The organism is Mesorhizobium sp. M0621 (genome assembly GCF_040320745.1).
Taxonomy (GTDB): domain Bacteria; phylum Pseudomonadota; class Alphaproteobacteria; order Rhizobiales; family Rhizobiaceae; genus Mesorhizobium.
Genome location: NZ_JAMYQF010000011.1, coordinates 25,877 through 50,300, shown reverse-complemented (window position 1 = coordinate 50,300; position 24,424 = coordinate 25,877). Strand labels below are relative to the sequence as shown.

29 protein-coding genes and 1 pseudogene are annotated in these 24,424 nt (G+C 63.0%); 13 read left to right on the top strand and 17 right to left on the bottom strand.

Features of this window, described 5'->3' with window-relative positions:
- Positions 1-304: 304 nt before the first annotated feature.
- A complete protein-coding gene (locus tag NKI38_RS10515; RefSeq protein ID WP_352657089.1) occupies positions 305-793 on the bottom strand; it encodes a GNAT family N-acetyltransferase in 489 nt (162 codons plus the stop codon).
- A gap of 5 nt (positions 794-798) precedes the next feature.
- Positions 799-1,701 (bottom strand): transglycosylase SLT domain-containing protein, encoded by a 903-nt coding sequence (locus NKI38_RS10510; RefSeq protein WP_352657087.1) that lies wholly within the window; start codon positions 1,699-1,701, stop codon positions 799-801.
- Between the two features lie 181 nt (positions 1,702-1,882).
- Here NKI38_RS10510 and NKI38_RS10505 point away from each other — a divergent pair, with 181 nt between their 5' ends.
- Both NKI38_RS10505 and NKI38_RS10500 read left to right on the top strand, forming a co-directional pair.
- Positions 1,883-2,452: a methylated-DNA--[protein]-cysteine S-methyltransferase gene (locus NKI38_RS10505; RefSeq protein ID WP_352657085.1), complete on the top strand. Its 570-nt coding sequence runs from the start codon at positions 1,883-1,885 to the stop codon at positions 2,450-2,452.
- Between the two features lie 85 nt (positions 2,453-2,537).
- Positions 2,538-2,819, top strand: a pseudogene (locus tag NKI38_RS10500) (IS5/IS1182 family transposase); the annotation flags it as partial.
- A 25-nt stretch (positions 2,820-2,844) separates the two neighbouring features.
- Here the strand turns inward: NKI38_RS10500 and NKI38_RS10495 are convergent.
- Both NKI38_RS10495 and NKI38_RS10490 read right to left on the bottom strand, forming a co-directional pair.
- Positions 2,845-3,381: a GNAT family N-acetyltransferase gene (locus tag NKI38_RS10495; protein ID WP_352657084.1), complete on the bottom strand. Its 537-nt coding sequence runs from the start codon at positions 3,379-3,381 to the stop codon at positions 2,845-2,847.
- Between the two features lie 122 nt (positions 3,382-3,503).
- A complete protein-coding gene (locus tag NKI38_RS10490) occupies positions 3,504-3,833 on the bottom strand; it encodes a hypothetical protein (protein ID WP_352657081.1) in 330 nt (109 codons plus the stop codon).
- Positions 3,834-4,110: 277 nt separating this feature from the next.
- On the opposite strand from NKI38_RS10490, the gene NKI38_RS10485 reads away from it, so the two are divergent.
- The 3 genes from NKI38_RS10485 to NKI38_RS10475 all read left to right on the top strand — a co-directional run bounded on the left by NKI38_RS10485 (position 4,111) and on the right by NKI38_RS10475 (position 5,046).
- Entirely contained in the window at positions 4,111-4,323 is a 213-nt protein-coding gene (locus NKI38_RS10485; RefSeq protein WP_010910991.1) for a cold-shock protein, read from the top strand.
- A 271-nt stretch (positions 4,324-4,594) separates the two neighbouring features.
- Positions 4,595-4,795 (top strand): hypothetical protein, encoded by a 201-nt coding sequence (locus NKI38_RS10480; protein WP_023809724.1) that lies wholly within the window; start codon positions 4,595-4,597, stop codon positions 4,793-4,795.
- Entirely contained in the window at positions 4,792-5,046 is a 255-nt protein-coding gene (locus NKI38_RS10475; protein ID WP_352657079.1) for a type II toxin-antitoxin system RelE family toxin, read from the top strand. The genes NKI38_RS10480 and NKI38_RS10475 overlap by 4 nt, the downstream gene beginning before the upstream one ends.
- 124 nt (positions 5,047-5,170) lie before the next feature.
- Here NKI38_RS10475 and NKI38_RS10470 read toward each other — a convergent pair whose 3' ends face one another.
- The 3 genes from NKI38_RS10470 to NKI38_RS10460 all read right to left on the bottom strand — a co-directional run bounded on the left by NKI38_RS10470 (position 5,171) and on the right by NKI38_RS10460 (position 7,629).
- Positions 5,171-5,779 carry a glutathione S-transferase family protein gene (locus NKI38_RS10470; RefSeq protein ID WP_352657077.1) on the bottom strand — a complete coding sequence of 203 codons (609 nt, stop codon included), beginning with the start codon at positions 5,777-5,779 and terminating at the stop codon, positions 5,171-5,173.
- A gap of 111 nt (positions 5,780-5,890) precedes the next feature.
- A complete protein-coding gene (locus NKI38_RS10465; RefSeq protein ID WP_352657075.1) occupies positions 5,891-6,739 on the bottom strand; it encodes an EAL domain-containing protein in 849 nt (282 codons plus the stop codon).
- Entirely contained in the window at positions 6,736-7,629 is an 894-nt protein-coding gene (locus NKI38_RS10460) for an EAL domain-containing protein (RefSeq protein WP_352657073.1), read from the bottom strand. Before NKI38_RS10460 ends, NKI38_RS10465 begins: the two co-directional genes overlap by 4 nt.
- Positions 7,630-7,848: 219 nt before the next feature.
- Here NKI38_RS10460 and NKI38_RS10455 point away from each other — a divergent pair, with 219 nt between their 5' ends.
- Complete coding sequence (locus tag NKI38_RS10455) at positions 7,849-9,051, top strand: pyridoxal phosphate-dependent aminotransferase (protein WP_352657293.1); 1,203 nt, start codon at positions 7,849-7,851, stop codon at positions 9,049-9,051.
- Between the two features lie 59 nt (positions 9,052-9,110).
- On the opposite strand, the gene NKI38_RS10450 is transcribed toward NKI38_RS10455, so the two are convergent.
- Positions 9,111-9,251: a hypothetical protein gene (locus NKI38_RS10450; RefSeq protein WP_352657071.1), complete on the bottom strand. Its 141-nt coding sequence runs from the start codon at positions 9,249-9,251 to the stop codon at positions 9,111-9,113.
- Complete coding sequence (locus tag NKI38_RS10445) at positions 9,241-9,636, bottom strand: (R)-mandelonitrile lyase (RefSeq protein WP_352657069.1); 396 nt, start codon at positions 9,634-9,636, stop codon at positions 9,241-9,243. Before NKI38_RS10445 ends, NKI38_RS10450 begins: the two co-directional genes overlap by 11 nt.
- Positions 9,637-9,944: 308 nt before the next feature.
- On the opposite strand from NKI38_RS10445, the gene NKI38_RS10440 reads away from it, so the two are divergent.
- On the top strand, positions 9,945-11,996 hold the full coding sequence (locus NKI38_RS10440) for an elongation factor G (protein ID WP_352657068.1): 2,052 nt from the start codon (positions 9,945-9,947) through the stop codon (positions 11,994-11,996).
- Positions 11,997-12,727: 731 nt separating this feature from the next.
- Positions 12,728-13,225, top strand: a complete 498-nt coding sequence (locus NKI38_RS10435) for a methyltransferase family protein (protein WP_352657066.1) — start codon at positions 12,728-12,730, stop codon at positions 13,223-13,225.
- A 166-nt stretch (positions 13,226-13,391) separates the two neighbouring features.
- On the opposite strand, the gene NKI38_RS10430 is transcribed toward NKI38_RS10435, so the two are convergent.
- Both NKI38_RS10430 and trxB read right to left on the bottom strand, forming a co-directional pair.
- Positions 13,392-14,288 carry a LysR family transcriptional regulator gene (locus NKI38_RS10430; protein WP_352627688.1) on the bottom strand — a complete coding sequence of 299 codons (897 nt, stop codon included), beginning with the start codon at positions 14,286-14,288 and terminating at the stop codon, positions 13,392-13,394.
- A 78-nt stretch (positions 14,289-14,366) separates the two neighbouring features.
- Positions 14,367-15,341 carry a thioredoxin-disulfide reductase gene (trxB, locus tag NKI38_RS10425; RefSeq protein WP_352657065.1) on the bottom strand — a complete coding sequence of 325 codons (975 nt, stop codon included), beginning with the start codon at positions 15,339-15,341 and terminating at the stop codon, positions 14,367-14,369.
- A gap of 248 nt (positions 15,342-15,589) precedes the next feature.
- Here trxB and NKI38_RS10420 point away from each other — a divergent pair, with 248 nt between their 5' ends.
- Entirely contained in the window at positions 15,590-16,069 is a 480-nt protein-coding gene (locus tag NKI38_RS10420; protein ID WP_352627686.1) for an Lrp/AsnC family transcriptional regulator, read from the top strand.
- 224 nt (positions 16,070-16,293) lie between these two features.
- Positions 16,294-17,088, top strand: a complete 795-nt coding sequence (locus NKI38_RS10415; protein WP_352657064.1) for a glycosyltransferase family 2 protein — start codon at positions 16,294-16,296, stop codon at positions 17,086-17,088.
- Positions 17,089-17,092: 4 nt separating this feature from the next.
- On the opposite strand, the gene NKI38_RS10410 is transcribed toward NKI38_RS10415, so the two are convergent.
- The 6 genes from NKI38_RS10410 to NKI38_RS10385 all read right to left on the bottom strand — a co-directional run bounded on the left by NKI38_RS10410 (position 17,093) and on the right by NKI38_RS10385 (position 21,271).
- The gene (locus NKI38_RS10410; protein WP_352657062.1) at positions 17,093-17,755 is read right to left on the bottom strand and encodes a D-glycero-alpha-D-manno-heptose-1,7-bisphosphate 7-phosphatase; all 663 of its coding nucleotides are present in this window, start codon (positions 17,753-17,755) and stop codon (positions 17,093-17,095) included.
- Positions 17,748-18,320, bottom strand: coding sequence for a D-sedoheptulose-7-phosphate isomerase (locus NKI38_RS10405; RefSeq protein ID WP_352657060.1), 573 nt, complete (start codon positions 18,318-18,320; stop codon positions 17,748-17,750). The genes NKI38_RS10410 and NKI38_RS10405 overlap by 8 nt, the downstream gene beginning before the upstream one ends.
- Positions 18,321-18,327: 7 nt before the next feature.
- Positions 18,328-19,821, bottom strand: a complete 1,494-nt coding sequence (gene rfaE1 / locus NKI38_RS10400) for a D-glycero-beta-D-manno-heptose-7-phosphate kinase (RefSeq protein WP_352657059.1) — start codon at positions 19,819-19,821, stop codon at positions 18,328-18,330.
- A 137-nt stretch (positions 19,822-19,958) separates the two neighbouring features.
- Positions 19,959-20,591: a LysE family translocator gene (locus NKI38_RS10395; protein WP_352657057.1), complete on the bottom strand. Its 633-nt coding sequence runs from the start codon at positions 20,589-20,591 to the stop codon at positions 19,959-19,961.
- A 37-nt stretch (positions 20,592-20,628) separates the two neighbouring features.
- Positions 20,629-21,042, bottom strand: a complete 414-nt coding sequence (locus NKI38_RS10390; protein ID WP_502899287.1) for a hypothetical protein — start codon at positions 21,040-21,042, stop codon at positions 20,629-20,631.
- Positions 21,035-21,271, bottom strand: a complete 237-nt coding sequence (locus NKI38_RS10385; RefSeq protein WP_352657053.1) for a type II toxin-antitoxin system Phd/YefM family antitoxin — start codon at positions 21,269-21,271, stop codon at positions 21,035-21,037. The genes NKI38_RS10390 and NKI38_RS10385 overlap by 8 nt, the downstream gene beginning before the upstream one ends.
- A 158-nt stretch (positions 21,272-21,429) precedes the next feature.
- Between NKI38_RS10385 and rfaD the strand changes: the two genes are divergently transcribed.
- The 3 genes from rfaD to waaC are packed head-to-tail and all read left to right on the top strand — an operon-like array spanning position 21,430 to position 24,331.
- On the top strand, positions 21,430-22,380 hold the full coding sequence (gene rfaD, locus NKI38_RS10380) for an ADP-glyceromanno-heptose 6-epimerase (RefSeq protein ID WP_352657051.1): 951 nt from the start codon (positions 21,430-21,432) through the stop codon (positions 22,378-22,380).
- Positions 22,353-23,360: a lipopolysaccharide heptosyltransferase II gene (waaF, locus tag NKI38_RS10375; RefSeq protein WP_352657050.1), complete on the top strand. Its 1,008-nt coding sequence runs from the start codon at positions 22,353-22,355 to the stop codon at positions 23,358-23,360. Before rfaD ends, waaF begins: the two co-directional genes overlap by 28 nt.
- Positions 23,357-24,331: a lipopolysaccharide heptosyltransferase I gene (gene waaC, locus NKI38_RS10370; RefSeq protein ID WP_352657048.1), complete on the top strand. Its 975-nt coding sequence runs from the start codon at positions 23,357-23,359 to the stop codon at positions 24,329-24,331. The genes waaF and waaC overlap by 4 nt, the downstream gene beginning before the upstream one ends.
- Positions 24,332-24,424: the final 93 nt, after the last annotated feature.

Genomic DNA, 24,424 nt, shown 5'->3' with positions numbered 1-24,424 from the left:
GGTGGATGTCCCTCCGCCGCCGGCGACGGAAAATCCTCCCACGCACCGGCAGCTTGTCAGACCCCACCTTCCATTGAATGCGAAGCGGCGCTTTGGGTTCCCAAATCACGCCATTCCTGCGCGGGGCGACATGTAATAGCGCGTGTTGAGATTCAGGTCAGGCCGTGTCGCAAGAGGCGGTTTCCGAGAACCGGAGCGGAGCGTATTTGAAGTACGTGAGCTCAGTTCTACCGCGACGCGGTAGAACGGGGAAGCGCAGGGAACCGTCGCTTGCAGGCCGGTATCACCTGAATATCAGCACACCCTAGCCTTCCCAGGCGACAGGCATCATCCCCAGCCGCTCGTAGAGCCGGACGGCGGCGGCGTTCTCGACCGTGTTGGTCTTGAGGTCGACGTGATCGGCGCCGCGTTCGCGAAAAATGGCGAAGGCGTGCCACATCAGCGCCTCGGCAACGCCCTTGCCGCGCGCCTCGGGGTGAACGGCGAGATCCCTAACGAAGGCGCGGGTCCAGCACAGCGCCGCCGCCGCCAGCCGGCCTTTGGCGTCGATGACGAGGAAGCACAGTGCCGGGTCGAATTCGGGATCGTCCGATATGCGCGGCCACCATTCGTCGAACGGGCCATCGGCGCCGTCGTCGAACACCTCGGTCAACAACGCATGCAGGGGCAGCGCGTCACCGGGCTCGAAGCAGCGCATGACAAAGCCGTCGGGCCAATGCGGCGGAACCAACGTCTCGTCGAGGATCTTGCGCAGCCGGATGTCGTTCAAAGCCGGCGGACGCGGTTCAGGCATCGCGCTCAGGCGTCGGGCTGCAGGCGGCGGCGCTGGCGGTCGACACCAAGGCCGGTTGCCTCGAGCAAGCCCTTGCGCTTGGCATCGAAATAGTAGCCGGTCTGGTAGAGCCAGTCGGCCTTCTTGGCGTTGCCGCCAGCCACCAACCAGGCGCCGCGCAGATATTTGACCGCGTATTTCAGATTGGTCTCGGCGTCGAACAGGCCCTTGGCCGGTCCGTCATAGCCCATGCCGCGCGCCGTCGCGTGCTTGATCTGCATCAGCCCCCAATGGCCATTGTTGTAGGCTTTCGGGTTGAAGGTGCTCTCGCGGTTGACGACATGGCGCACCAAATCCACCGGCACCTGATAGAGGGCGGCATATTTCTCGATCAGCCGTTCGACATCGCCACGCACGCCCGTCGAGCGTTCTTCCGTCGGCCCGAAGGGACCCTGCACCAAAGCGGCCGGGTTCTGCGGCACGACGTAGGCGACCTGCTGGACGCCGGGCATCCGGTCGCCCTTGGCGGTCGCTGGCATGACGAGCCCTGCGGTCGTATAGGTCTCGGCTGCCTCGACCGGCTCACCCGCATTGGCCGGCGTAGGCGCCTGCAAGGCGTTGGCGGTCATTGCGGCAGGCACGGCTGGTGCCGCCGGTGTCGATCCGGCAAAGGCCGCGGTCACTGCCGCCGGTTGTGCGGCGGGGTCGAGCGGCAGCTCGGCCGTCTGAACGGGGGCAATACCGGATGATTCAGGCAGCACTGAAACCGTCTCCGGCAGCGGCACGGTGAAGCCGGCATCAGTGCCGGCGACGGTTGCGGTTTCAGTAAGAGCAGGCGCGGACTTCATCTGCGAGGTCGACGTGCAGCCGCTGATGCCGGCGGCGGCCAGGATCACGCCGATCGCGATAAGGTTGAGTTTTGCTGGCAAGCCGCGCTCGGGTCCGATTTGTCGGGTTGTTAAGAAATCCCTTACACCAGCGATTCATGAGCGGCAATCGGGGCCATCAGGTGGTTTTCGGGTGGCAAGACCTGGGGTCCGATGCCATATTGTTCCGGATATGTACTGGGACGAATCCCGGTTTTCGTTGCTTTGTGGAAAGGAACGCAGCATGGACACGACATCTTCGATCACGTCCGGCCACGCAGTGTTAGAAACAGTGATCGGTTTCATGGGCATCGCCTGGAGCGAAAAGGGCCTGATCCGGCTCTGCCTGCCCGAACGCAGCCGCGAAGCGGTGGAGCGGCGCCTGCTGCGCCATGGCGGCGTTTCCGCCTCCACGGCCCAGCCGCCATGGGTGGTCGAGCTGATCGCCTCGATCAAGGCCTATGCGGCGGGCGAGGACGTCGATTTCTCCGGCGTGCCGGTCGATCTCGATGGCGTCGACGATTTCCGCCTCGCGATTTACGACGCAGCGCGAAGGCTCAGCTTCGGCGAAACCACCACCTATGGCGAGTTGGCCAAAACCGCCGGCCATGCCGGGCTCGCCCGCGAGACCGGCGCGGCGCTCGGCGCCAATCCGGTGCCGCTGGTCATCCCTTGTCATCGCATCCTTGCTGCCGGCGGCAAGATCGGCGGCTTCTCGGCGCCGGGCGGTTCGGTCACCAAGGAGAAGATGCTGGCCATGGAAGGCGTGCGCGTCGGCCCGCCGCCACCGGCGCAGGTTTCCTTCGGGTTCTGACTAGCGTCCAGACCGATAAGGGGGATGCCATTGACAGCGGTTTCGTGATTCACGGTCTCCAAAGGGAGACCAACGATGAATCGCGATCATGGAGCGGATGCCCAAGTGTCCAATCCTGCGTGGCGACAAAGGCTATGACATCAATGCCATCCGCCATAAGGTCTAGGGCGGAGAGACGATGCCGAACATCCCACCGAAGGCTAACCGACGCTGGAAAACTGCTTCTCACCATTCCTCTACCGCGCTCGCGACGCCATCGAGCGCATCTTTGGGTGCCTCAAGGATTTTCGTCGCATCGCCACTTGACGATCGATCGGCGACGAACTTCCTAGCCGCCGTCTGCCTCGCAGCTACCGTCAGCTACTAGCTATGAGGGCGAGCCCGCCGATCAGTCACAACGCCTTCCTCATCCTCAACAGTGGCACGCCCGCTCCGCCTCTGTTGTCGACGACTTCTTCAACCGCCTCAAAGCCGCAGGCCCGATAGAGCGGTTCGCCAGCCATCGTTGCCATAAGCTCGACACTTGTGAAGCCCTCGCCGCGGGCGGCATCCTCGCACAGCGTGAGGATGAGACGACCCACGCCCCGGCGAATGAAGCTGGGATGCGTATACATGGCACGCACGCGCGCAGCGTCTTTCGTCGGATCAAGCAGCGCTGCATCGCGCCCAGGTGAACGGTCGCCGCCGTAGAGGGTTGCGCGCCGACTCCATCCGCCGCAACCGGCCAAGACGCCATTTTGCTTCACAATGAAATATGTTCCATCATCGACGAGTTGAGTATCGAGCCCCATGATTGATCGGCTCGAAGCGATCTGTTCCTCTGTGAGAAACGGCTTCTGAAGCTCGCCGATGGCTGCATTCATCAGTACAGCCAGCGCCGGCATATCGGCACGTGTCGCCAACCGGTGCTCAAGGCCGATCTTCGGCATTCTTCGGCATGTCCAGTGCAAACCGTTTTGAAGTTAGCACAGATCGTCACGATGATGGGAAAAAACCTAAGGCATAGCCGGGTCGAAGCTTCGCCCTTCGCCCGGGATCTTAGGGCAAGTGTCTAGTTGTTGTGGAAGAACCGCCGGCGGAAATGCCGGTCATTGTCCGGGCGCTTGCAGTTGTAGACCGGGCAGGACCTGGTGTCGGCACTCGGCACGTAGGCGCGCGTCCTCACCTCGCCCATGGTGCAGAATTGCTGGCTCTGCACATAGCGGTCGTAAAGCGGCAATCCCGGCACGCGCGTCGACTGGTAGCGCAGGATGACGGCGCCCTGCCGGGCGACCGTCGCCTGAACCTTGCCGCAGCTCATGCGGGTCGGGTCGTAGCGCGAGACCGCCTGCGCCTCGGCGGCCACCAGCGTCAGGCAAGCGGCAAGCAGAATGGTTTTCATGGTCCTCTCCCCTGACCCGCCGCTCGAGGACAGCGTGATCTGCCGCAACGTTTTCAGCAGATTGGGGCAGCCGTTGGGCAGCGCCTCGATCACAGCTTTCTCACGCAGTCTTGTTTTTTATGCGAAACCAGCCTATATGCCTTCCATTGATATTTCGGCCGATCGATCCGGGCCTCGCGATCTTCGCGTTTGCTGACGTCTATCTCCAAAATCTCGATGCACACCGGCTGGACCTCGGTCTGGTCAAACTAAAGCAAATGTTGAAGGACTATCTAAAATGGCAACTGGAACGGTCAAGTGGTTCAACGCCACCAAGGGCTTCGGCTTCATTCAGCCTGACGCGGGCGGCGCGGACGTTTTCGTCCACATCTCCGCTGTCGAGCGTGCTGGACTGTCGACCCTGGTCGAAGGCCAGAAGATCAACTTCGAGATCGAGCAGGACCGCCGCACTGGCAAGTCGTCCGCTGGATCTCTGAGCAAGGCAGCCTGATTTTGCGAACAGCGCGCGCCGGGCGAGAGTTCGGGGCGCGCGGCAAGTCACGGATGTACTGACAGTCGCGCGAGAAGCGCGCTGGAGCGAAAGACCCGACAAGCTGGATCAGCAGATAGCTGCCAGCCCGGACCGGACGCTCCCGATCAGGCTACCAAGCATGGGAAGGCGGGATTTATCCCGCCTTTTTGCTGTCTGGGGGCAGTCGCCTCAGCTAGGATCTATAGTACCACTTGTGGTACTTTTGGCCCAGTAGTGGTACTATTCAGCCATGACCAAGCTTGAGCAAATCGAAAAATCCGTCGCCGAACTAAGCGCCGAAGAACTGAAGGCGTTTGCCGCCTGGTTCGAGGCGCTTCGGGCGGACATGTGGGATCGGCAGATCGAGGCCGACGCGAAGGCGGGCCGATTGGACAAGCTTGCCGAACAGGCACTGGCGGATCATCGCGCTGGCCGGACGCGCCCTCTGTGAATCACGTCGCCTCCCCATCGTTCTGGGAGGCTTATGAAAAACTGCCATTGCCCATCAGGGCAAAGGCTGACAGGCGTTTTGCCAGACTGCGTTCTGATCCCTTTCATCCATCACTGCATTTCAAACAGGTCGGACGCTATTGGTCGGCGCGAGTTGACGACAATTACCGGGCTGTTGCCATCCGCACCAATGATGACGTGATCTGGTTCTGGATCGGCGTCCATGCCGATTACGACCGTCTCCTGAAATAGCCAATCATCTCACTCAGGCAGCCATTCACGCCTCGGCCGAAGGCCGCAAGCCCGACCGGGCGTGGCGCCTGTTGGCGCGCCCCGTCCGGAGCAGCCGCGAAGCGGCGACGGCGTGAGGACAAAACTAAGGCAGCCACTCGATCGGTACATGCCCCGGATCGGCCTCCACCCTTTTCAGCCAGGCGGCCACCGCCGGATAGGCGTCGAGCTGAAAGCCGCCCTGATCCGCGGTATGCGTATAGGCATAGAGCGCGATGTCGGCGACGCTGAGCGCGCCGCCGGCGAAGAAGGCATTGTTTTCCAAATGCCTGTTCATCACGCCGAGCGCCTTGTTGCCGCGCTCCAGCGTCACCGCCAGCCGCTCCGGCGTCGCATCCGCGGCTCTTTCAGGGAAAGTCAGCAGCGCCTTGCGCACGGCGATGTAAGGCTCGTGGCTGTACTGTTCGAAGAATAGCCATTGATAGGCGAGCCCCCGCTCGTATCTGCCCACCGGCAGGAATCGCGTGCCTTCGGCGAGATAGAGCAGGATGGCGTTGGACTCGGCCAGCCGCCGGCCATCATCGAGCTCGAGCAGCGGCACCATGGCATTCGGATTCTTGGCGACAAAATCGGCTTTGCGCGTATCGCCGGTGTGCGAACTCACCTCGACATTGGTGAAGGCAAGGCCAAGCTTGGCCATCAGCAGGCGCGGTTTGTAGCAATTGCCGCTGTCGATCATGCCGTAAAGTATCATGCTGTTCCCCGGAGCGCTGTCTCTGCCGCGATTATCGCAGCGGCGGCGTCCCCAACCAATGATTTGTTTTGGTACGACGATCGGCGCCGCTGATGTGTGAACACCGGCGCCCTAGCCGAACAGCGGAACGACATTGCCACCGGTACCCAGCAGCGTATCGATGACCAACGGCTTTTCCTCAAATATGGTGCCGGCAAGCGCGGGACGGGCGAGGAGAAAACCCTGCAGCAAGTCAACGCCGCCTTCGAGCGCGACGCGCAGATGGGTGGGCTGCTCGATGCCTTCGACCAGCACCTTGGCGCCGCGATCATGCAGGCTGGAAACCAGCGGGCGGAAGAACCGTTCGGCGGCGGCGTGGCGGCAGAACTCGGCGAACCAGGCGCCGTCGATCTTGACGATATCGGGCCTGAGCAGGCTCACCCGCTCCTCGGTCGAGTGCCCGGTGCCGAAATCGTCAATGGCGATGCGGATGCCATCATGCCGCATTTCGCGCGCCAGCCGGGCGAGAAGCGCGTCATCGGCCGCCTGCTCGGTGATTTCGCAGACCAGCATGCCCGGTGCCAGGCCGAAATCGCCGAGGTGTCTGGTCATCAGCCGGATCTCGGCCAGCGCCCGCCCGGGATGGTCGTTGATCAGCGGATTGTAGTTGAGGAACAGGTCGAGTCCGTCGACGCCGATGTTGCGAAAATTCATGAGGTGCAGCGCCCGGCACATGGTCTCGACAAACAGCCGGTCCGAGGCGGCAATGCTGTCGAAGAAAACCCGTGGCGCACCGGGGCGGCCGGCACGGTGCGGCTCGATCAGGGCTTCGACCGCGACAGCATGAAGGAACCGGCCGCGCGGCGCGAAAATCGGCTGATAGGCGCTGCGCAGCCGGAACTCGCCATGGATGCCGTATGCGATACCGACTTCATCGACCTGGATCGCATCGCCGACATTGCGCCGCCGCTCAAGCCTCATGGCGCCACCCGACGCCCGAAGGCCTTCACCGGCCGCGCCGAGGGCGTTGCCACGGCAGGGGCAGCCGTGTCTGCGGCAGCGGCGACGGGTGCCTGCCTGGTCTTGTCGAAGACGCGAAAACTGGTCGGCGCCAGTTCGGGCCGTGCCAGCACGAAACCCTGGACCATCGACGCTCCCGATTTCTCGGCAAGCTCCAATTGCCAGCTCTCCTCGATGCCTTCGAACACCGTGCGGATGCCTTGCTCCTCGAAGCTTTTCACCATGGTGGTCAAAAGCGCGAAGCCGGCGCCTGATTCCATCAGCTGCGTGATCCAGTAGGCATCGAACTTGACGATATCCGGCTTCAGTTCCTTGATACGGTTGATGTCGGAATCGTCGGCGCCATAATCATCGACGGCGATGCGAAAGCCGTTGGCCCTCAGTGCCGCGACAAAGTTGTGCAGGGTTTCCTGCGATGCCGATCGCTGCTCGGTCACTTCGCAGACGATCCGGCGCGGATCGATGCCGGCCTCATGCAGCACCAGCCGCATTTCGCGCAAGGCACCGTCGGCAACGGTGCGTTCGGTGAACACCGACGGGTCGAAATTGACGAAGATCGACGCCTCCTGCGGCAGGCAGACGCCGGCGTTCAGAAGATGCAGCGTCCTGGTCAGCGCCTCGATATGCAGACGGTCGGCGGCTGGGCAGGTCGAGAAGAAATTCGTCGGCGATTGCGGCTCGCCGTCACGGAACGGCCGGATCAGTCCCTCGAACGCGACCACTGACAGCTTGCCTTCGTTGAAGGCGAAGATCGGCTGGAAGGCGCTCTGCAGCGTGTAGATACCCCAGACACCGGTGGAGGTGCCGTCGTCCTGACGGATGATGTGGGCAAGCCCGATGCTGCGCGACACGGTTCCTCGCTCCGCGACCTGGCGGAATTGGTCTGCGATCCTGCCACTCAAGCCTCTACCGCTCGTTAATGAATTTATTGTTGCCGATCACGGGTCCCGATCACAGCTCCTTGACGGCTGGATCAGCCGACAATGCTTGCACTGCGCGAAATCATGCGACATGAGAAGCGCCGCGGCCGCTTCTGGTCGCACCGATCTTCCATGGAGACGTTCAAGGTCATGGCCTTTCTTGCCGACACCCTTTCCCGCGTAAAGCCTTCCGCCACCATCGCGGTGACACAGAAAGCGCGTGAGCTGAAAAATGCCGGCCGTGACATTATCGGCCTCGGCGCCGGCGAGCCGGATTTCGACACACCCGACAACATCAAGAACGCGGCGATCGAGGCGATCCGCCGTGGCGAGACCAAGTATCCGCCGGTTTCGGGTATCGTGCCGTTGCGCGAGGCGATCGCGAAAAAGTTCAAGCGTGAGAACAATCTCGACTACAAGCCCGAGCAGACCATCGTCGGCACCGGCGGCAAGCAGATCCTGTTCAACGCCTTCATGGCGACGCTGAATCCGGGCGACGAGGTCGTCATTCCGCGCCCCTACTGGGTCAGCTATCCCGAAATGGTGGCGATCTGCGGCGGCACCTCCGTGTTTGCCGAGACCTCCATCGACAACGGCTTCAAGCTGACCGCTGCTGTGCTGGAAAAGGCGATCACGCCGAAGACCAAATGGCTGCTGATGAACTCGCCGTCGAACCCGTCGGGCGCCGCCTACACCGAGGCCGAACTCAGGGCGCTGGCCGATGTGCTGTTGAAGCATCCGCATGTCTGGACGCTGACCGACGACATGTACGAGCACCTGACCTATGGCGATTTCGTCTTCAAGACCATCGCCGAGGTCGAGCCGAAGCTCTACGAGCGCACGCTGACCATGAACGGCGTGTCGAAAGCCTATGCCATGACCGGCTGGCGCATCGGCTATGCGGCCGGTCCCGTCCAATTGATCAAGGCGATGGACATGATCCAGGGCCAGCAGACATCAGGCGCCTGCACCATCGCGCAATGGGCCTCCGTCGAGGCGCTCAACGGCCCGCAGGACTTCATCGCCAGGAACAAGGCGATCTTTCAAGGGCGGCGCGACCTCGTCGTCTCTATGCTCAACCAGGCGCGGGGCATCACGTGTCCGTCGCCGGAAGGCGCTTTCTATGTCTATCCCTCCTGCGCCCAGCTGATCGGCAAGAAGACCAAAGCCGGTAAGCTGATCGACACCGACGAGACCTTCTGCTCGGAACTGCTCGAGGCCGAGGGCGTCGCGGTGGTGTTCGGCTCGGCTTTCGGGCTTGGCCCCAACTTCCGCATCTCCTACGCCACCTCGGAGACGCTGCTGGAGGAAGCCTGCACGCGCATCCAGCGCTTCACGGCATCGCTGACCTGATCAGGTCAACCCTGGAACAGAAAAACCCGGCTTCACATCGCCGGGTTTTATTTTGGCCGTCAGCGTGACACCTCTTGCTTGGCCTCTTTGGCCGAGCGCGCCTCGGCCGGCGTCAGCACGGCGGCCAGCAATGCGGCGGTGAGGAACGCGGCAATCGCATCGCGGCGTGGAACCCGCCGGGCTCGGCATTCAGCCGCCATATTGCGCCGACGTCACCGCTTCCAGCCAGTCTACATGGACACCGTCGATCGCCTCCTGCATGGCGATATGCGTCATCGTCGATTTCGACGCCGCGCCGTGCCAGTGCTTTTCGCCAGGCGCAAAGGAAATGACGTCTCCGGCCCTGATCTCCTGGACCGGTTCGCCCCATGTCTGGGCGAGCCCGGCGCCCACGGTAATGTAGAGCGTCTGGCCAAGCGGATGGGTGTGCCAGTGGGTGCGCGCGCCCGGCTCGAAGCTGACCAGCGTGGCCCGCAGCTGCGCCGGCGCCTCTTTCTCGATGATCGGCGTCTGCAGCACCCGGCCGGTGAAGTATTTTTCTGGCGCTATGATGGTCGGCACGCTGCCGCAGGCAATGATCTTCATGGTCGGTGGTCCTTGAAACGGAGGGCGATAGACCGCCCATTTCCAGTTTCGGCCGATATCAGCCAACGTGCAACAGCTTCCGGCTGCCAACAGCGTCCGATCGGCGCGTGTCAGCGGCAGAGCGCCGGATTTCTATTTTTCTTGCCCTGCCGGCAAACAAGTGGGACGATGGCTTTGGGCAGGTGGCGCTTGAAAAGAACCCCGCCCGCGACGGTCGAACAGGCCGGCCGCCGCTCAGGACCGATTGACCAAGCCTGAACCATGCATGCCAGTCGGTCCTACGGGAAACGCCTGAGTGGAGGTCAGTCATGGGTACTCGCGCCGGAGGACGACGCACGGGACCGAAATGCATTGCCATAGTCGGTCCCTTTGCAAGCGGTAAGACGACACTTCTCGAAGCCATATTGGCCCGTACGGGCTCAATTCCCCGACAAAATCCCGTTTCATCAGGCAATACCGTTTCAGATCATTCGCCCGAGGCGCGCGCCCATGCCATGAGCGTCGAGGCGACAATCGCCACCACCGAATTCATGGGCGAGCAGATCACTTTCGTCGATTGTCCCGGCTCAATCGAATTCTCCTTCGAGGCCGAGCCGGTGCTGGCCGCCTGCGACCTCGCCGTGGTCGTTGCCGAGGCCGATGAAAAGAAGATCCCTGCCCTGCAGTTGATCATGCGCAAGCTCGACGATCTCGGCGTGCCGCGCATCCTGTTTCTCAACAAGGTCGACAAGGCAATCGCCGGCGTGCGCGACACGCTGAAGATGCTGCAGCCGGCAAGCTCGGTGCCGTTGCTGCTGCGCCAGATTCCGCTGCGCAAGGACGGCGTCGTCATCGGTTCGATCGATCTGGCGCTGGAGCGTGCCTACATCTATCGCGAATATGCCGAGAGCGAGGTGGCCCAGATACCGGGCGACGACAAGGCGCGCGAGCTGGAGGCACGCTTCTCCATGCTGGAGACGCTGGCCGACCATGACGACCAGTTGATGGAACAGCTTCTCGAAGAGATCGAGCCGCCCAAGGACGCCGTCTTCGACGACCTTGCCGCCGATCTGCGCGACGGCGCGGTGACGCCGGTGCTGATCGGCACCGCCGAGAAAGGCAACGGCGTGCTGCGCCTCTTGAAGGCGATCCGTCACGACGCGCCCGACATCGAGGCGACCCGCAAGCGGCTCGGCGCACCCGACGGCGCGGCCACCGTGGTCCAGGTAATCAAGACCATCCACACGCCGCATGGCGGCAAACTGTCGGTGTCGCGTATCCTCTACGGCCAGGTCGTCGACGGCTCCGAACTTTGGCTGCCCGGCGGCGACACGGCCAAGGTCTCCGGCATTTACCGAATGCTCGGCAAGGACCAGGTTAAGCTCACCATCGCCAAGGCCGGCGACACGGTGGCGCTGGGCAAGCTGGACGAGGTCAAGACCGGCCAGACGCTCAGTTCGGCCAAGGGCGGCATCAAGCCGCTGCTTGAGTTCGAGCCGCCGCAGCCGGTCTTCGCCTTCGCGTTGCGCCCCAAGGAGCGCAAGGACGAAGTGAAGATGTCGGCCGCCATCCAGCGGCTGGCCGAGGAAGACCCTTCGCTTAGCCTGCGCCACAACCAGGACTCGGCCGAGACCGTGCTGTCGGGCCATGGCGAGATGCATTTGCGCGTCGTGCGCGAACGGCTGGAAGGCAAGAACCAGATACCGGTCGAAGGCCATGCGCCGGCGGTGCCCTATCGCGAGACGATCCGCAAACCGGCGCAGCAGCGCGGCCGTCACAAGAAGCAGTCCGGCGGCCACGGCCAGTTCGGCGATGTGGTGATCGAGATCAAGCCGCTGCCGCGCGGCTCCGGCTTCCAGTTCACCGACACCATCACCGGCGGCGTCGTGCCGAAGACCTACATCCAGTCGGTCGAAACCGGCGTGCGCGACTATCTGAAGTCCGGGCCGCTCGGCTTTCCCGTGGTCGATGTCGCCGTCAATCTGTCGGACGGCTCGTATCACGCGGTCGATTCCTCCGACATGGCCTTCCAGATGGCGGCCAGGCTGGCGATGAAAGAAGGCATGGCCGCCTGCTCGCCGGTGCTGCTGGAACCGGTGATGAAGGTCGAGATCGTCACGCCGTCCGACGCCACCTCGAAGATCATCGCACTCATCCCGCAGCGGCGCGGCCAGATTCTCGGCTATGACGCGCGGCCTGACTGGCCGGGATGGGATGTCGTCGAGGCAACCATGCCGCAAGCCGAGATCGGCGACCTGATCATCGAACTGCGCTCCGCGACGGCGGGCGTCGCCAGCTACCGCGCCGTCTTCGACCACATGGCCGAACTCACCGGCCGTCTGGCCGACGACGCGATGAACACCAACGGCAAGGCTGCCTGACCCGGAGCACCATCACACGCCCCTCGAACCCGGTTCGGGGGGCAGAAAAAGAAAACGACGCCCGGCGGGGACCGGGCGTCGTTTTGTTTGCGGACCGTTTCCTTGGGAGGTAAAACGGCAGGTCCGCCGCATTTGGTTCCGCCGAACTTCGGCGGAGAAACGGTTCGGACGCGGTAGCCGCCTGAGCCCGGGCCGTACGAGTGATGCCCCCATCTCCCGTCCGAACCACACCGCGTCCTATGATCTGCTTAGCAGGTCGCGGGCGTCGGCGATATGTTACCCGAGGTTACATGTCACTGTTACGTGGCAATTGTGATGGATTTTTTGGCCACCCCAGCAGGGCACAGGCAACAAAAAAGCCGGATCAACGAAGATCCGGCTGAGTTTGATTGGAAGTGCCTGTTAAGGCTAACCTCCAGAGGGGAACACTCAAGGGCGCTAATGGGAGGAGAACGCGCCCAGGAGATGATCTATATATGTGCTCATCATGCCCAAGAAACAAGCATCTATTTTGCAACACACGCATGCAAAAAGGCGCAGGCTGTGGTCTAACCCATCCCAGGACCCAATAGGACCAGCAAAATCGTCAAAATGGAGCGCTGAACTGGGCGATTGCCACTACAGAATCGCCAATCGTCGCTGGTTTTCGGCTCGAAATGCCAAAACTGCGCAATGACGTGGAAGCGGGCAGCAGGCGTTCATTTCTAAGGCAATCAGGGAGGAAGCAGCCAATGCGGACGTTTTCAGCGATCGCCGGCAGTGCGGCCTTCTTCATCGCAGCCCCCGGCGTGGTTGCCGGCCTGGTGCCCTGGCTGTTGACCGATCGCTGGAGCTTGCCATGGTCGAGCCTGCCGGGCTTTATCCCTGTTGGCGGGCTCCTGATCGTCGCCGCGATCGCTGCGTTGCTGCATGCCTTCGGCCGCTTTGCCCTCGAAGGCCTGGGCACGCCCGCTCCGGTCGCACCGACCGAGAGACTGGTGATCGGCGGCATCTACCGCCATGTCCGCAACCCGATGTATGTCGCCGTGCTGTCGATCATTCTCGGCCAGGCGCTGCTATTCTCCAGCTGGACACTGGTCGCCTACGCCGTCATCGGCGCGATCGCCATGGGCTCCTTCGTGCGGTTCTACGAGGAGCCGACATTGGCCCATCGCTATGGCGCCGAATACGAGACCTACCGTCGCAACGTCCCGGGCTGGCTGCCTCGCCTGACGCCCTGGCGGGGCTAAATTAGGCCGATGCAGCGGCCACATGGGGCATGTGAGATTCAGGTCAGGCCGAGCCGAGAGCGGGGGATTCCGAGAACCGGAACGGCGGACAGTTGGGTCCGTGAGTACCGGAAGCGCAGGAAGCCCTCGTCCGCGGGCCGGCCTGACCTGAATATCGATATGCCCCTTAAAACGACCAGCTACGGGCCTTGGCAATGATGAAGTCCCGAAAGACGTGCAGCTTGGCCTGGTTCTTCATCGCGTCGGGATAGGCGAAATAGGTGTCGAAGGACGGCACTTCGGTTTCCGGCAGCAACTGCACCAGGTCGGAGTCCTTGCTGATCACGTAATCGGGCAGCATGGCGATGCCGGCGCCGCCCTGCACCGCGCGCTTGATCGACAATATGTCGTTGATCTGCAGCGTCGGCACCCTTTTTCCGCCTTCGAAATCGCCGACCGTTTCCAGCCAGTTCAGCTCCGACAGATGCGCGGGCACGGGCACGCCGAAGGTGACGATACGATGGGCCTTCAGCTCGGCGACCGAAGCCGGCTTGCCGTGCTTGGCGACATAGGAAGGCGCCGCGTAGAGGTGGAAATGCACGGTGAACAGGCGGCGCTGGATCAAGTCCGGCTGCTGGGGCTGGCGTAGACGGATGGCGCAATCGGCCTGGCGCATGGTGAGGTCGAGTTCCTCGTTGGCGAGGATCAGCTGCAGGCTGATTTCGGGGTAAAGCTCGATGAACTCCTGCACCCGCTCGGTCAGCCAGCCGGCGCCCAGACCCACCGTCGTCGTCACCCTGAGCACGCCGGAGGGGCGGTCCTTGGTCTCGGTCAGCCGTGACTTGATGGTCTCCAGCTTCATCAGCACGTCATGCGCCGTGCGGAACAGCATCTCGCCCTGCTCGGTCAGCACCAGCCCGCGGGCGTGGCGGTTGAACAGCGGCACGCCGACATCATGCTCAAGCGCGCTGACCTGCCGCGAGATCGCCGATTGCGACAGATGCAGTGTCTCGGCCGCATGGGTAAACGACCCCGCTTCCGCCGCAGCGTGAAAGACGCGAAGCTTGTCCCAGTCCAACGCCATGATTCCCCTCGTTCTGTTTGGCGTCTGAATGAAAAATCAGGCTTTTACACGGCGTTTCTAAGCCGCTTTCTGAACTCTCTACTCGGCCGCTTCGCGGTGCACTTCGATACCGGCCAGATATTTCTCCGCCTCGAGTGCGGCCATGCAGCCTAGCCCCGCCGCCGTCACCGCCTGGCGGTAGATGTCGTCGGTAACATCGCCGGCCGCGAACACGCCGGGCACGTCGGTGCGGGTCGAATCCGGCGCCGTCCACAGATAGCCGTTCGGCTTCTGCTTCAGCTTGCCCGCGAACAGTTCGACCGCCGGTGCGTGACCGATCGCCACGAACACGCCATCGACCTTGAGGTGCGTTTCCTGGCCGGTCACCGCATGCTTAAGCTTCAGCCCTTCGACCGAAGGCGGCAGCGGCGTCTTGCCGGGACGGCCGGTAATCTCGTCGACGATCGTGTCCCAGATAACGCGGACATTGTCCTTCTTCAGGAGCCGCTCGCGCAGGATGCGTTCGGCGCGGAAATCGCTGCGCCGATGGATGACCGTCACGCTTTTGGCGAGGTTCGACAGATAGAGCGCCTCCTCCACCGCCGAATTGCCGCCGCCGATCACCGCGACATCCTTGCCGCGATAGAAGAAACCGTCGCAGGTGGCGCAGGCCGAGACGCCAAAACCCATGAAGGTCTGTTCGGTCGGGATGCCCAGCCACTTGGCCTGCGCGCCGGTGGCGATGATCAGCGCGTCGGCGGTGTAGGTGGTGCCGGAATCGCCCTTGGCACGGAATGGCCGTACGTTGAGATCGACCTCGGTGATGATGTCGTTGATGATGTCGGTGCCGACATGCTCGGCCTGCTTCAGCATCTGCTCCATCAGCCACGGACCCTGGATGGGGTCGGCGAAGCCGGGATAGTTCTCGACATCGGTGGTGATCATCAGCTGGCCGCCTTGCTGCAGGCCGGCGACCAGCATCGGCTTCAGCATGGCGCGGGCGGCGTAGACCGCCGCCGTATAGCCGGCCGGACCGGATCCGATGATGAGAACGGGCGCATGCTTGGTGGTCATCTAAAGCCTCTGTGGAGGGCTGCCGGCAATTACGGCATGGAAAACTCGTCGCTATCGCGCGTAATGTAAGTGTTGCCCACGACGCCAGCAAGGCAAGTTGGCGTTCGTCCCCGGAAAGCTTTGTCGCACCCTTCCCTCCGCTTGATCCCGAAAAATTCCGGGCGAGGGATGGAATGGACAGCGAAGTCGTTTAATTACGAAATCACGCAAGATTCTTGCGCGTTGCCGCTGACTTCTCGAGAGCCCTCATGCCGCTCAAGGCCGACCTCGACGCCATCGACTGGAAGATCCTGCGCGAACTGCAGGGCGACGGCCGCATGACCAATGTCGAACTGTCGAACCGCGTCGGCATTTCGGCGCCGCCATGCCTGCGCCGCGTCAAGCGGCTGGAGGAAGCCGGCATCATCCGCGGCTACCGCGCTTTGCTCAACGCGCCGGCGCTCGGTCTCGATGTCGTCGCCTTTTGCCTGATCGGCCTTCATCACCAGGCCGACGCCGAGCTGCGCATCTTTGCCGAGCGCACCCGAGGCTGGCCGATCGTGCGCGACGCCTGGATGGTGTCGGGCGAATCCGATTTCCTGCTGCATTGCGTGGCGAGCGACCTCGGCGCCTTCCAGACCTTCGTCATCGAGGAACTGACCTCTGCCCCCAATGTCGACACGGTGCGCACCGCGCTCACCATCCGCCGGGTCAAGGACGAAGGGCTGGTCTCGTTCGCACAGGCTTGAGCCGGTCGAACGGCGATGCGAATTCTCGGCTTCGCCACACCAGGGCCGCTTTGGCGTTCGATAGCCTCTCGTGTAGAAAGCCGGATCGTTTTGCCGTGCCCGCTCTGGTGGGTTTCCTGGAGCAATTCCGGGAAAAATGTGTAACGGTTCCCGTCCGGGATTGCTAAAAAAGAGATGGCGCAACCAGCGCAAATTCCGAGAACAGGGTGCCGCGGGGTGAGATCATGACTCGATTTGCTAGCCCCGTTTCGGCGCTCATCATCTGCATGAACGAAGCCGACATGATCGGTCAGTGCCTGGAAAGCGTCGACTTCTGCGCCGAGATCGTCGTCGTCGATTCAGGTTCGACGGACAGCACCCTGGATGTCGTTCAGGAGTTCGTCGCCAAGGGCTACCCGATAAGGCTGTTTCACAACGATTGGCCCGGTTTTCCACGCCAGCGGCAATTCGCGCTCGATCAGGCCACGCAGCCATGGTGCCTTTCGATTGAAGCCGACGAGGCCATCGACGATCTGCTCAGGCGGTCGATCATGGACGTGACGCAGCCTCGCAATAATGCCTTCGACGGGTGGTACGTAAGACGCCGCGACAAGCTGAAGGGCTATGGCTATGCGCACCGCTGGGTGCTGCACAACAGGCTGCTGCGCCTTTTCCGCCGTGACAAGGCCACCATGGACCTCAACTTGCGGGTCCATGAATCGTTCGAGGTGCCGGGCGAAACCGGCACGATTGAAAATGGCGTGCTGCTGCACCGCCGCGAAATGACTATCGCCGAGGATCTTGCCAGGGCCAACACCTATTCCAGCCTCAAGGTTGCCACGCTGGTCGAACGGGGCAAGAAGCCCGGCCTGATAAAACTGGTGCTGTCGCCGCTCGGCAACTTCCTGAAGTTCTACCTGGCCAAGCGCTACTTCCTGTGCGGCCGGCACGGCTTCGTCTATTCGATGATGGTGATGGTGTATTCGTTCGCCACCGAGGCCAAGCTTTATGAGGCTTGGCGAGACAACGATCCGGTGTGAGCCATCACGGCTCGCCCGACACGGCGCCAAGTGCCGCTATCGCGGCGAGCAGGCGGCCGAAATCCTCGCGGTCGCGCCAGGGCCTAACCGTAAAGCACGGTTGAACAGCCGCTTGCCCGTCGACCAGCCAGCCCTGCGAGAGGCCGGCGCGCTGTCCCGCCTCCATGTCGGCCTTCTTGTCGCCGACGATCAGCGAACGCTGCAGATCGAGCTCGAGCCGTTTGGCCGCCTCCAGCAGCATGCCCGGATTGGGCTTGCGCATCGGATGATCGGCGATCGCAAGCGGGCCGGAGCCCGCTTCGTGATAGGCGCAGGCGAGGACCATATCCACCGATGCGTTGTCGGCGCGCAGCAGGTCGAACACGCGGCCATTGACGGCGGCGAAATCGCCCCAGCCGTAATAGCCGCGCGCGATGCCCGACTGGTTGGTGACGATGATGACGGGAATGCCGGCCCGATTGGCGGCGGCGATCACCTCGGCGATATCCTCGCGCAGCACCATTTCGGCCGGATCATCGGGATAGCCGGTATCGACATTGATGGTGCCGTCGCGGTCGAGGAACAGCGCCGGCGTGCCAGCGGGAAACACCGTCCGGCCGATCCGCTCGACCCATAGGCCGGGCTCCTCCAGCGGATAGCGGCGGCCAGACGTCGTGGGGTCAGCCATCGCTGAGGCGCGCTTCGACCACCTCGCACAGATGATGATAGAGGCACAGATGCCCCTGCTGGATGATCGGCGTCGAGGTCGACGGCACGTTGAGCAAGATGTCTGTCAGCGGCTTCAGCTTGCCGCCGGTGTCGCCGGTCAGGCTGATCACCGTCATGTCCATCGTCCGCGCCTGTTCGGCCGCGGCGAGGATGCTCGGAGAATTGCCGCTGGTCGAGATCGCCAAAAGCACGCCGCCGGCCGAGCCATGCGCCTCGACCTGGCGTGAAAACACGGTATCGAAACCATAGTCATTGCCCCAGGCAGTCAGCACAGCTGCGTTGGCCGGCAGCGCGATGACGTTGTAGGCCTTGCGCTCCTTCAGGAAGCGGCCGACCAGTTCACCGGCGATGTGGATGGCGTCGCTCGCCGAGCCGCCATTGCCGGCAATCAGCAAGGCCTTCCCCGACGAAAGCGCCGTCACCACGGCGCTCACCGCCCGCTCCATCTCGCCGGTCAGGTCGCGCTCGACCATGGCGGAAATCGCTGCCGCCGAGCGGACCAGGTAATCGTTCAAGTCGGACATGAAAACCTCAGTTTGTCGCGCCGCCGGCACGCAATTTGCCAATGGTGCCGGTGGTGCTCTTGCCGGCGACGAGATCGACCAACACGATGCGTCCGCCAGCCTTCTGCACCACATCGGCGCCAACCACGGTATCGACCGTGTAATCGGCACCCTTGACCAGTATGTCGGGCAGCAAGGCCTCGATCAGCGCCAGCGGCGTACTTTCCTCGAACACCACAACCGCATCGACCGAGGCAAGGGCTGCGAGCACGCAGGCGCGGTCGTGCTGGTCGTTGACCGGTCGCCCGGCGCCCTTCAGCCGCCGCACCGAGGCGTCGCTGTTGAGGCCGAGCACCAGCCGGTCGCACTGGCTGCGCGCCGCGTGCAAGAGACTGACATGGCCGGCATGCAGGATGTCGAAACAGCCATTGGTGAAGCCGACGCTGAGGCCCTCCTCCTTCCACGCCGCCACCATGCGCGCGGCCGATGTGGCATCGAGGATGGCGTCCTTGTGGGCGGTCGGTCCATGTGAGCGGAACAGCGCGCCGGTGAGTTCCTCGGCCGTCAGCCGGGCAGTGCCGCGTTTTCCGACCACGACGCCGCCGGCGGCATTGGCGATCGAGGCGGCCATGACGTTGTCGGCGCCTACGGCCAACGCCAGCGCGAAGCTCGCGATCACCGTGTCGCCGGCGCCCGAAACGTCGAACACTTCGCGCGCCTGGGTGGCGATGTGGCGCGCCTCGGTCGGACCGACCACGCTCATGCCCTTTTCGCTGCGCGTCGCGACGACGAAGTTGAAGCCGTGCGCCGAAATCAGCTGGCGCGCCGCAGCCACAATCTCGTCATCGGCGAACACCGCATGGCCGACGGCCTCGCCAAGCTCCTTGCGGTTGGGGGTGATGGCGGTCGCCCCGGCATAGCGCGCATAGTCGCGGCCCTTCGGGTCGACCAGCACCAGCTTTCCTGCCTCGCGGCAGATGGCGATCAGGTCGGCGGCGACACCGTCGAGCAGGATGCCCTTGCCGTAGTCGGACAGGATGACGATGTCGGCGCGCGTCAGCGCGGCGCGGAAATGCCTGATCAGACCGGCGCGCTCCGCAGCACCGAGCGGCTTGATCTCCTCCTCATCGAAGCGCAGCACCTGCTGGTTGAGCGCGCTGAAACGGCTTTTCGACGAGGTCATGCGGCCGCGCTCTTGCGCGAGGCCCGCCGTATCGGCGCCAAGTTCCCGCAGCATGCGCACCAGGCTGTCGCCCGCCACATCGGTGCCGATCACCGAGACGGGAACAGCGGTAGCACCGAGCGAAACGATGTTGGCCACGACATTGCCGGCGCCGCCCATCGTCGAGGTCTCGCCGCGCCCGTGCAGCACTGGGATCGGCGCTTCCGGCGAGATCCGCTCGATGACGCCGTTGACGAAACGATCGAGGATGAAGTCGCCGACCACCAGCACGGTAGCCTGGCCGAACCGCGCAATGGCGCGGTGCAGGGATTCGGGGGAAGGCGGATAGTGCTTGATCATGTCACTGGCAACGCGTGGAAAAGGCCGATTTCAATCTTGCTGGTCATCATCGTCAGACAGGCCCGATCGTTCATGGCGAAGCCGATATACCGCAAATCCGTGCAGCGCAACGGCAAGGCATGGCCGCGACGGCCCGGTCAGCTCTTCTGCAAGGCGACATGGACGCCCAGCCCCACCAGCACCGCGCCGCCAGTCCGCTGCATCAGCCGCTGGGCACGGCTCGAACGCCGCAAGCGGCCAATCACGGCACCCGCCAGGAACACGCAGACGACATCGGCCGAGGAGAACATCAGATTGACGATCGTGCCCAGCACGATGAACTGCAGCCAGACCGGAAACGCCGCCGAGGCATCGATGAACTGTGGCAGGAACGCCATGAAGAAAATCGCCGTCTTGGGATTGAGCACCTCGACGGTGATGCTCTCGAAAAAGGCACGTCGTGCCGATTTGCGCTCGATCGCCGGCAGCGCCACATCGCCCTCCACGCGCTTGCGAAACAGCGAGACGCCGAGCCAGATCAGATAGAGCGCGCCGACCAGCTTGACCGCCATGTAGAGCGTCGGCACGGCGTGAAACAGCACCGACAGCCCGGCGGCGGCGGCGAAAACATGCACATAGCCGCCCAGATGGATGCCAAGTGCCGCCGTCAGCCCGGACCAGCGGCCGCGTGCCATCGTCTGCGCGGCGGCATAGAGCATGGCCGGGCCCGGAATATAGGCGAAGATCGCCGTGGTGGCGAAGAACGCCAGGAGCAGTTCGGTCGACGGCATTATTGGTCCCTCACGATCATGCCTCTGTCCTGTCGGTTCAGTCCGCGCGCGGGATGGCTTTGGACCGACCCGTGCGGACAGCCGCGATAAAAGCGGACATGATTTTCTTATGGAATGATGGGCTGAATGCGCCGATGCGCGCACCCGGTTCGAAATAGGCTGACGTTTCTAGGATATCGTGGTTGTACTCATCGACGATGATCCAAAGAGGGATAGGGTCGAGGCCTGCGCGGCGGCGTTCAATTTCCGGGATGCTGGCGGCAATGCGATCGCGGCCCGGCTGCGTGGAAGTGATTGCAAGGATGAAGAGATTCGTACCGCCGGCTTTCCCAGGAAGGACGGCCACGAAGGCGACAGGCCGTGTCTTGCGGCCTTCGGTCTCGCCGTCTCCGTGTTGGCCATACCACAGATATGGATATCTCCAGACGTCGGCGGCGATGGGTCTATTCACGATCCAACTCCGCCATGTATTCTTCAAGCATCTCGACATGTTCGGGTGGGGCGTCTTTGGTCGCGTAGACGCGGCGGCTATCGTTGACGAAGCGAGCTTCGTAGGTCTCTATGCTCATCAGGACGTATCTCGGCTTGTTGTGACGAGTGATGGAGACAGGCTGCTGGCTGGCTGCCGCGAGCACGTCTCCAAGATTCTGTTTCAGATCGGTCGATGGATAGCGCTTCATAGGCCACTCCGTTTTACACATAATAGACAAAATAGACAAAATAGACAAGCATAAGAAATGACGGATCGGGCGACCACGCCTGCTTTATCGACAGCCCACCCTGCCTCCCTTATAAGGGCCCGGAATCGGCAAGTGAAACGCATATCAGGGCCAGCAACATGATCATCGTCACGGGCGGCGCCGGCATGATCGGCTCCAACATCGTCGCCGCACTGAATGCCGAAGGCCATGACGACATCCTTGTCGTCGACGACCTCACCGACGGCCACAAAACAGCCAATCTCGCCGACTTGCAGATCGCCGACTATCTCGACAAGGACGATTTCCTGCCCCGCATGGAGGCAGGTTCGCTCGGCCGCATCGAGGCCGTCTTCCACCAGGGCGCCTGCTCCACCACCACCGAGTGGAACGGCAAATTCATGATGGAGGTGAATTACGCCTTCTCGAAACGGCTGCTGCATGCAAGCCAGGTGCTGCGCGTGCCTTTCCTCTACGCCTCCTCGGCTTCCGTCTATGGCGGCGGCTCGGAGTTTCGCGAGGACCCGGCGCTCGAGCGGCCGCTCAACGTCTACGCCTATTCCAAGAAGCTGTTCGACGACTATGTCAGGCGAACGGTGTTCGATACCGACCACTCCCAGGTCGCAGGTTTGCGCTATTTCAACGTTTACGGCCCGCGCGAGGCGCACAAGGGAGCCATGGCTTCGGTCGCCTTCCATCTGTTCAACCAGGTCGAACGCGGCGAGAACCCGAAACTGTTCGGCGCCTATGATGGCTTCGGGCCTGGCGAACAAAGCCGCGATTTCATCCATGTCGGCGATGTCGCCGACGTCAATCTGTGGCTGTGGAAGCGCGGCTCGAGCGGCATCTTCAATTGCGGCACCGGCCGCGCCCAGCCCTTCCGCGCCATCGCCGAAACGGTGATCGATACGCTGGGCAAGGGTGAGATCGAGTTCATCGAATTCCCCGACCACCTCAAGGGCAGCTACCAGAGCTTTACGCAAGCTGATATGTCCCATTTGCGCACGGTCGGCTATAATGGCCAATTCCGGACAGTGGAAACCGGTGTCAGAGACTATGTCGAATGGCTGAAAGCCCAACGATCCTCGTGATCGGCCCACGCTGGGTGGGCGACATGGTGATGGCGCAGTGCCTGTTTTCGGCGCTCAAGGAGCTGCATCCCAACGCCGCCATCGATGTGCTGGCGCCGGCCTGGGCCGCACCGCTGGTCAAGCGCATGCCCGAAATCCGCCAGCAGATCGACTTTCCGCTCAAACCCGGCGCTCTGGAATTCACCCATCGCCGCCGCTTCGGCCGCTTGCTGCGCGGCCGCTACGACGTGGCCTATATCCTGCCGGGAAGCTGGAAATCGGCGCTGATCCCGTTCTTTGCCGGCATTCCGCGCCGTGTCGGTCATCTGCGCGAAATGCGCTATGGCCTGTTGACCGACATCGTAGCGCTGCCCGACAGCGTCAAACGGCGCACCGCGCAGGCTTATTTCGGCCTCGCCCAAGGCGGCAGCTTCCGGGCGCCACGGCTGAGCGTGGACACGAAAAACCAGGTTGATCTGCTCGACCGTTTCGGCCTAGCGCCGCAAAAATTCGCGGCACTGATGCCCGGCGCCGAATTCGGCCCGGCCAAGCGCTGGCCGAGCGAAAGCTATGCCGGTCTTGCCCGCGGCTTCATTGACAAAGGTTTGAAGGTCGCGCTGTTCGGCTCGAAGAACGACCGCGACGTGACGGCGGAGATCGCAGCACTTGCCCCTGGCGTCGTCGACCTCGCCGGGCAGACGCGGCTGGAGGACGCCATCGACCTGATCGCTGCCGCAAGGCTCGCGGTGTCCAATGACAGCGGGCTGATGCATGTCGCCGCTGCCGTCGGCACGCCGATCGTGGCCGTCTATGGCTCGACCTCGCCTGAGAACACGCCGCCGCTGGCCGAACATCGGGAGCTGGTCTGGCTTGGCCTGTCATGCTCGCCCTGCCACCAGAAAATCTGCCCGCTCGGCCACCTCAACTGCCTGAAGACGCTTGAAGTCGGCCAGGTCGCGGCGGCGGCGGGCCGCCTGCTGGAAATCCCGGCCGCGGCATGAAGGTGCTGATCGTCAAGACATCGTCGATGGGCGATGTCATCCACACCTTTCCGGCCGTCGAGGATGCCAGCCGCAACCGACCGGACGTGACCTTCGACTGGTGCGTCGAAGAGGCGTTCGCCGGCATCGTCGCGCTCCACCCGGCGATCGACAAAATCCACACGGTGGCGATCCGGCGCTGGCGCAAGACGCTGTTCGACGGCGGCATCTGGCGCGAAGCGGCCGGCTTGCGCCGTACCTTGCGCGATTGCCGCTACGACCTGGTCATCGATGCGCAAGGCCTGCTGAAATCGGCCCTGGTGGCAAGACAGGCGGGCGCGCCGATTGCCGGTTTCGGCCGGTCGAGTGCGCGCGAACCTTCAGCGACGCTGCTCTACGACGTCACCTATGCCGTGCCACGCGACCTGCACGCCATCGAACGGACGCGACGGCTGTTCGGCCTGGCGCTTGGCTATCAGCCCGATCTTTCGACGCTGGCCTCCGGAATTGTGCCGCCGGCCGGCACTCTGGCCGGCATCGCCGGGAAAACCGCCTTCCTGCTGCACGGCACCAGCCGCGAAGACAAGAAATGGCCCATCCAGGACTGGATCGAAACCGCCCGCCTCGTTGTGGATCGCGGCATGACGCCGGTCACCACCTGGTCAAACGACCGCGAAAAAGCCGTGGCCGAAGCGATCGCCAGCGCTATTCCGTCAACTGTCGTGGTGCCCAAATCACCGTTGGCCGAGATCGCCGCCATCTTGGGTCGCTCGACGCTCGTCATCGGCGCCGACACCGGGCTGACCCACCTGTCCAGCGCCTTCGGCCTGCCGACGGTCGCGGTTTTCCTGGCGACCGAGCCGGGCCTCACCGGCCCACGCGGGCCCTATGCATCGACGCTTTTGGCGGCACCTGGGGGGCGTGTTGCGCCGACTGATGTGATGACGGAGGCTGACAGGCTGCTGGCCCTTAGGTCACAAGCGCCGGCATAGAACCTTTCAGAATTCGTTCTGGGGCATACTTAAAGTACGCACCGGAAGCGCAGAAAACCGCGCTAGTCGGCCGCCAGAGTAGAATTATCAAAG

Bases quoted from the DNA above. Each gene is read 5' to 3' on its own strand.
- NKI38_RS10420 (WP_352627686.1), top strand. From the start codon at position 15,590: ATGCCGCTCAAGGCCGACCTCGACGCCATCGACTGGAAGATCCTGCGC.
- rfaD (WP_352657051.1), top strand. From the start codon at position 21,430: ATGATCATCGTCACGGGCGGCGCCGGCATGATCGGCTCCAACATCGTC.
- NKI38_RS10480 (WP_023809724.1), top strand. From the start codon at position 4,595: ATGACCAAGCTTGAGCAAATCGAAAAATCCGTCGCCGAACTAAGCGCC.
- NKI38_RS10485 (WP_010910991.1), top strand. From the start codon at position 4,111: ATGGCAACTGGAACGGTCAAGTGGTTCAACGCCACCAAGGGCTTCGGC.
- trxB (WP_352657065.1), bottom strand. From the start codon at position 15,341: ATGACCACCAAGCATGCGCCCGTTCTCATCATCGGATCCGGTCCGGCC.
- NKI38_RS10445 (WP_352657069.1), bottom strand. From the start codon at position 9,636: ATGAAGATCATTGCCTGCGGCAGCGTGCCGACCATCATAGCGCCAGAA.
- NKI38_RS10395 (WP_352657057.1), bottom strand. From the start codon at position 20,591: ATGCCGTCGACCGAACTGCTCCTGGCGTTCTTCGCCACCACGGCGATC.
- NKI38_RS10470 (WP_352657077.1), bottom strand. From the start codon at position 5,779: ATGATACTTTACGGCATGATCGACAGCGGCAATTGCTACAAACCGCGC.
- waaC (WP_352657048.1), top strand. From the start codon at position 23,357: ATGAAGGTGCTGATCGTCAAGACATCGTCGATGGGCGATGTCATCCAC.
- NKI38_RS10505 (WP_352657085.1), top strand. From the start codon at position 1,883: ATGGACACGACATCTTCGATCACGTCCGGCCACGCAGTGTTAGAAACA.
- NKI38_RS10410 (WP_352657062.1), bottom strand. From the start codon at position 17,755: ATGGCTGACCCCACGACGTCTGGCCGCCGCTATCCGCTGGAGGAGCCC.
- NKI38_RS10450 (WP_352657071.1), bottom strand. From the start codon at position 9,251: ATGGCGGCTGAATGCCGAGCCCGGCGGGTTCCACGCCGCGATGCGATT.
- NKI38_RS10385 (WP_352657053.1), bottom strand. From the start codon at position 21,271: ATGAAGCGCTATCCATCGACCGATCTGAAACAGAATCTTGGAGACGTG.
- rfaE1 (WP_352657059.1), bottom strand. From the start codon at position 19,821: ATGATCAAGCACTATCCGCCTTCCCCCGAATCCCTGCACCGCGCCATT.
- NKI38_RS10440 (WP_352657068.1), top strand. From the start codon at position 9,945: ATGGGTACTCGCGCCGGAGGACGACGCACGGGACCGAAATGCATTGCC.
- NKI38_RS10430 (WP_352627688.1), bottom strand. From the start codon at position 14,288: ATGGCGTTGGACTGGGACAAGCTTCGCGTCTTTCACGCTGCGGCGGAA.
- NKI38_RS10415 (WP_352657064.1), top strand. From the start codon at position 16,294: ATGACTCGATTTGCTAGCCCCGTTTCGGCGCTCATCATCTGCATGAAC.
- NKI38_RS10405 (WP_352657060.1), bottom strand. From the start codon at position 18,320: ATGTCCGACTTGAACGATTACCTGGTCCGCTCGGCGGCAGCGATTTCC.
- NKI38_RS10515 (WP_352657089.1), bottom strand. From the start codon at position 793: ATGCCTGAACCGCGTCCGCCGGCTTTGAACGACATCCGGCTGCGCAAG.
- NKI38_RS10495 (WP_352657084.1), bottom strand. From the start codon at position 3,381: ATGCCGAAGATCGGCCTTGAGCACCGGTTGGCGACACGTGCCGATATG.
- NKI38_RS10455 (WP_352657293.1), top strand. From the start codon at position 7,849: ATGGCCTTTCTTGCCGACACCCTTTCCCGCGTAAAGCCTTCCGCCACC.
- NKI38_RS10465 (WP_352657075.1), bottom strand. From the start codon at position 6,739: ATGAGGCTTGAGCGGCGGCGCAATGTCGGCGATGCGATCCAGGTCGAT.
- NKI38_RS10435 (WP_352657066.1), top strand. From the start codon at position 12,728: ATGCGGACGTTTTCAGCGATCGCCGGCAGTGCGGCCTTCTTCATCGCA.
- NKI38_RS10490 (WP_352657081.1), bottom strand. From the start codon at position 3,833: ATGAAAACCATTCTGCTTGCCGCTTGCCTGACGCTGGTGGCCGCCGAG.
- waaF (WP_352657050.1), top strand. From the start codon at position 22,353: ATGGCTGAAAGCCCAACGATCCTCGTGATCGGCCCACGCTGGGTGGGC.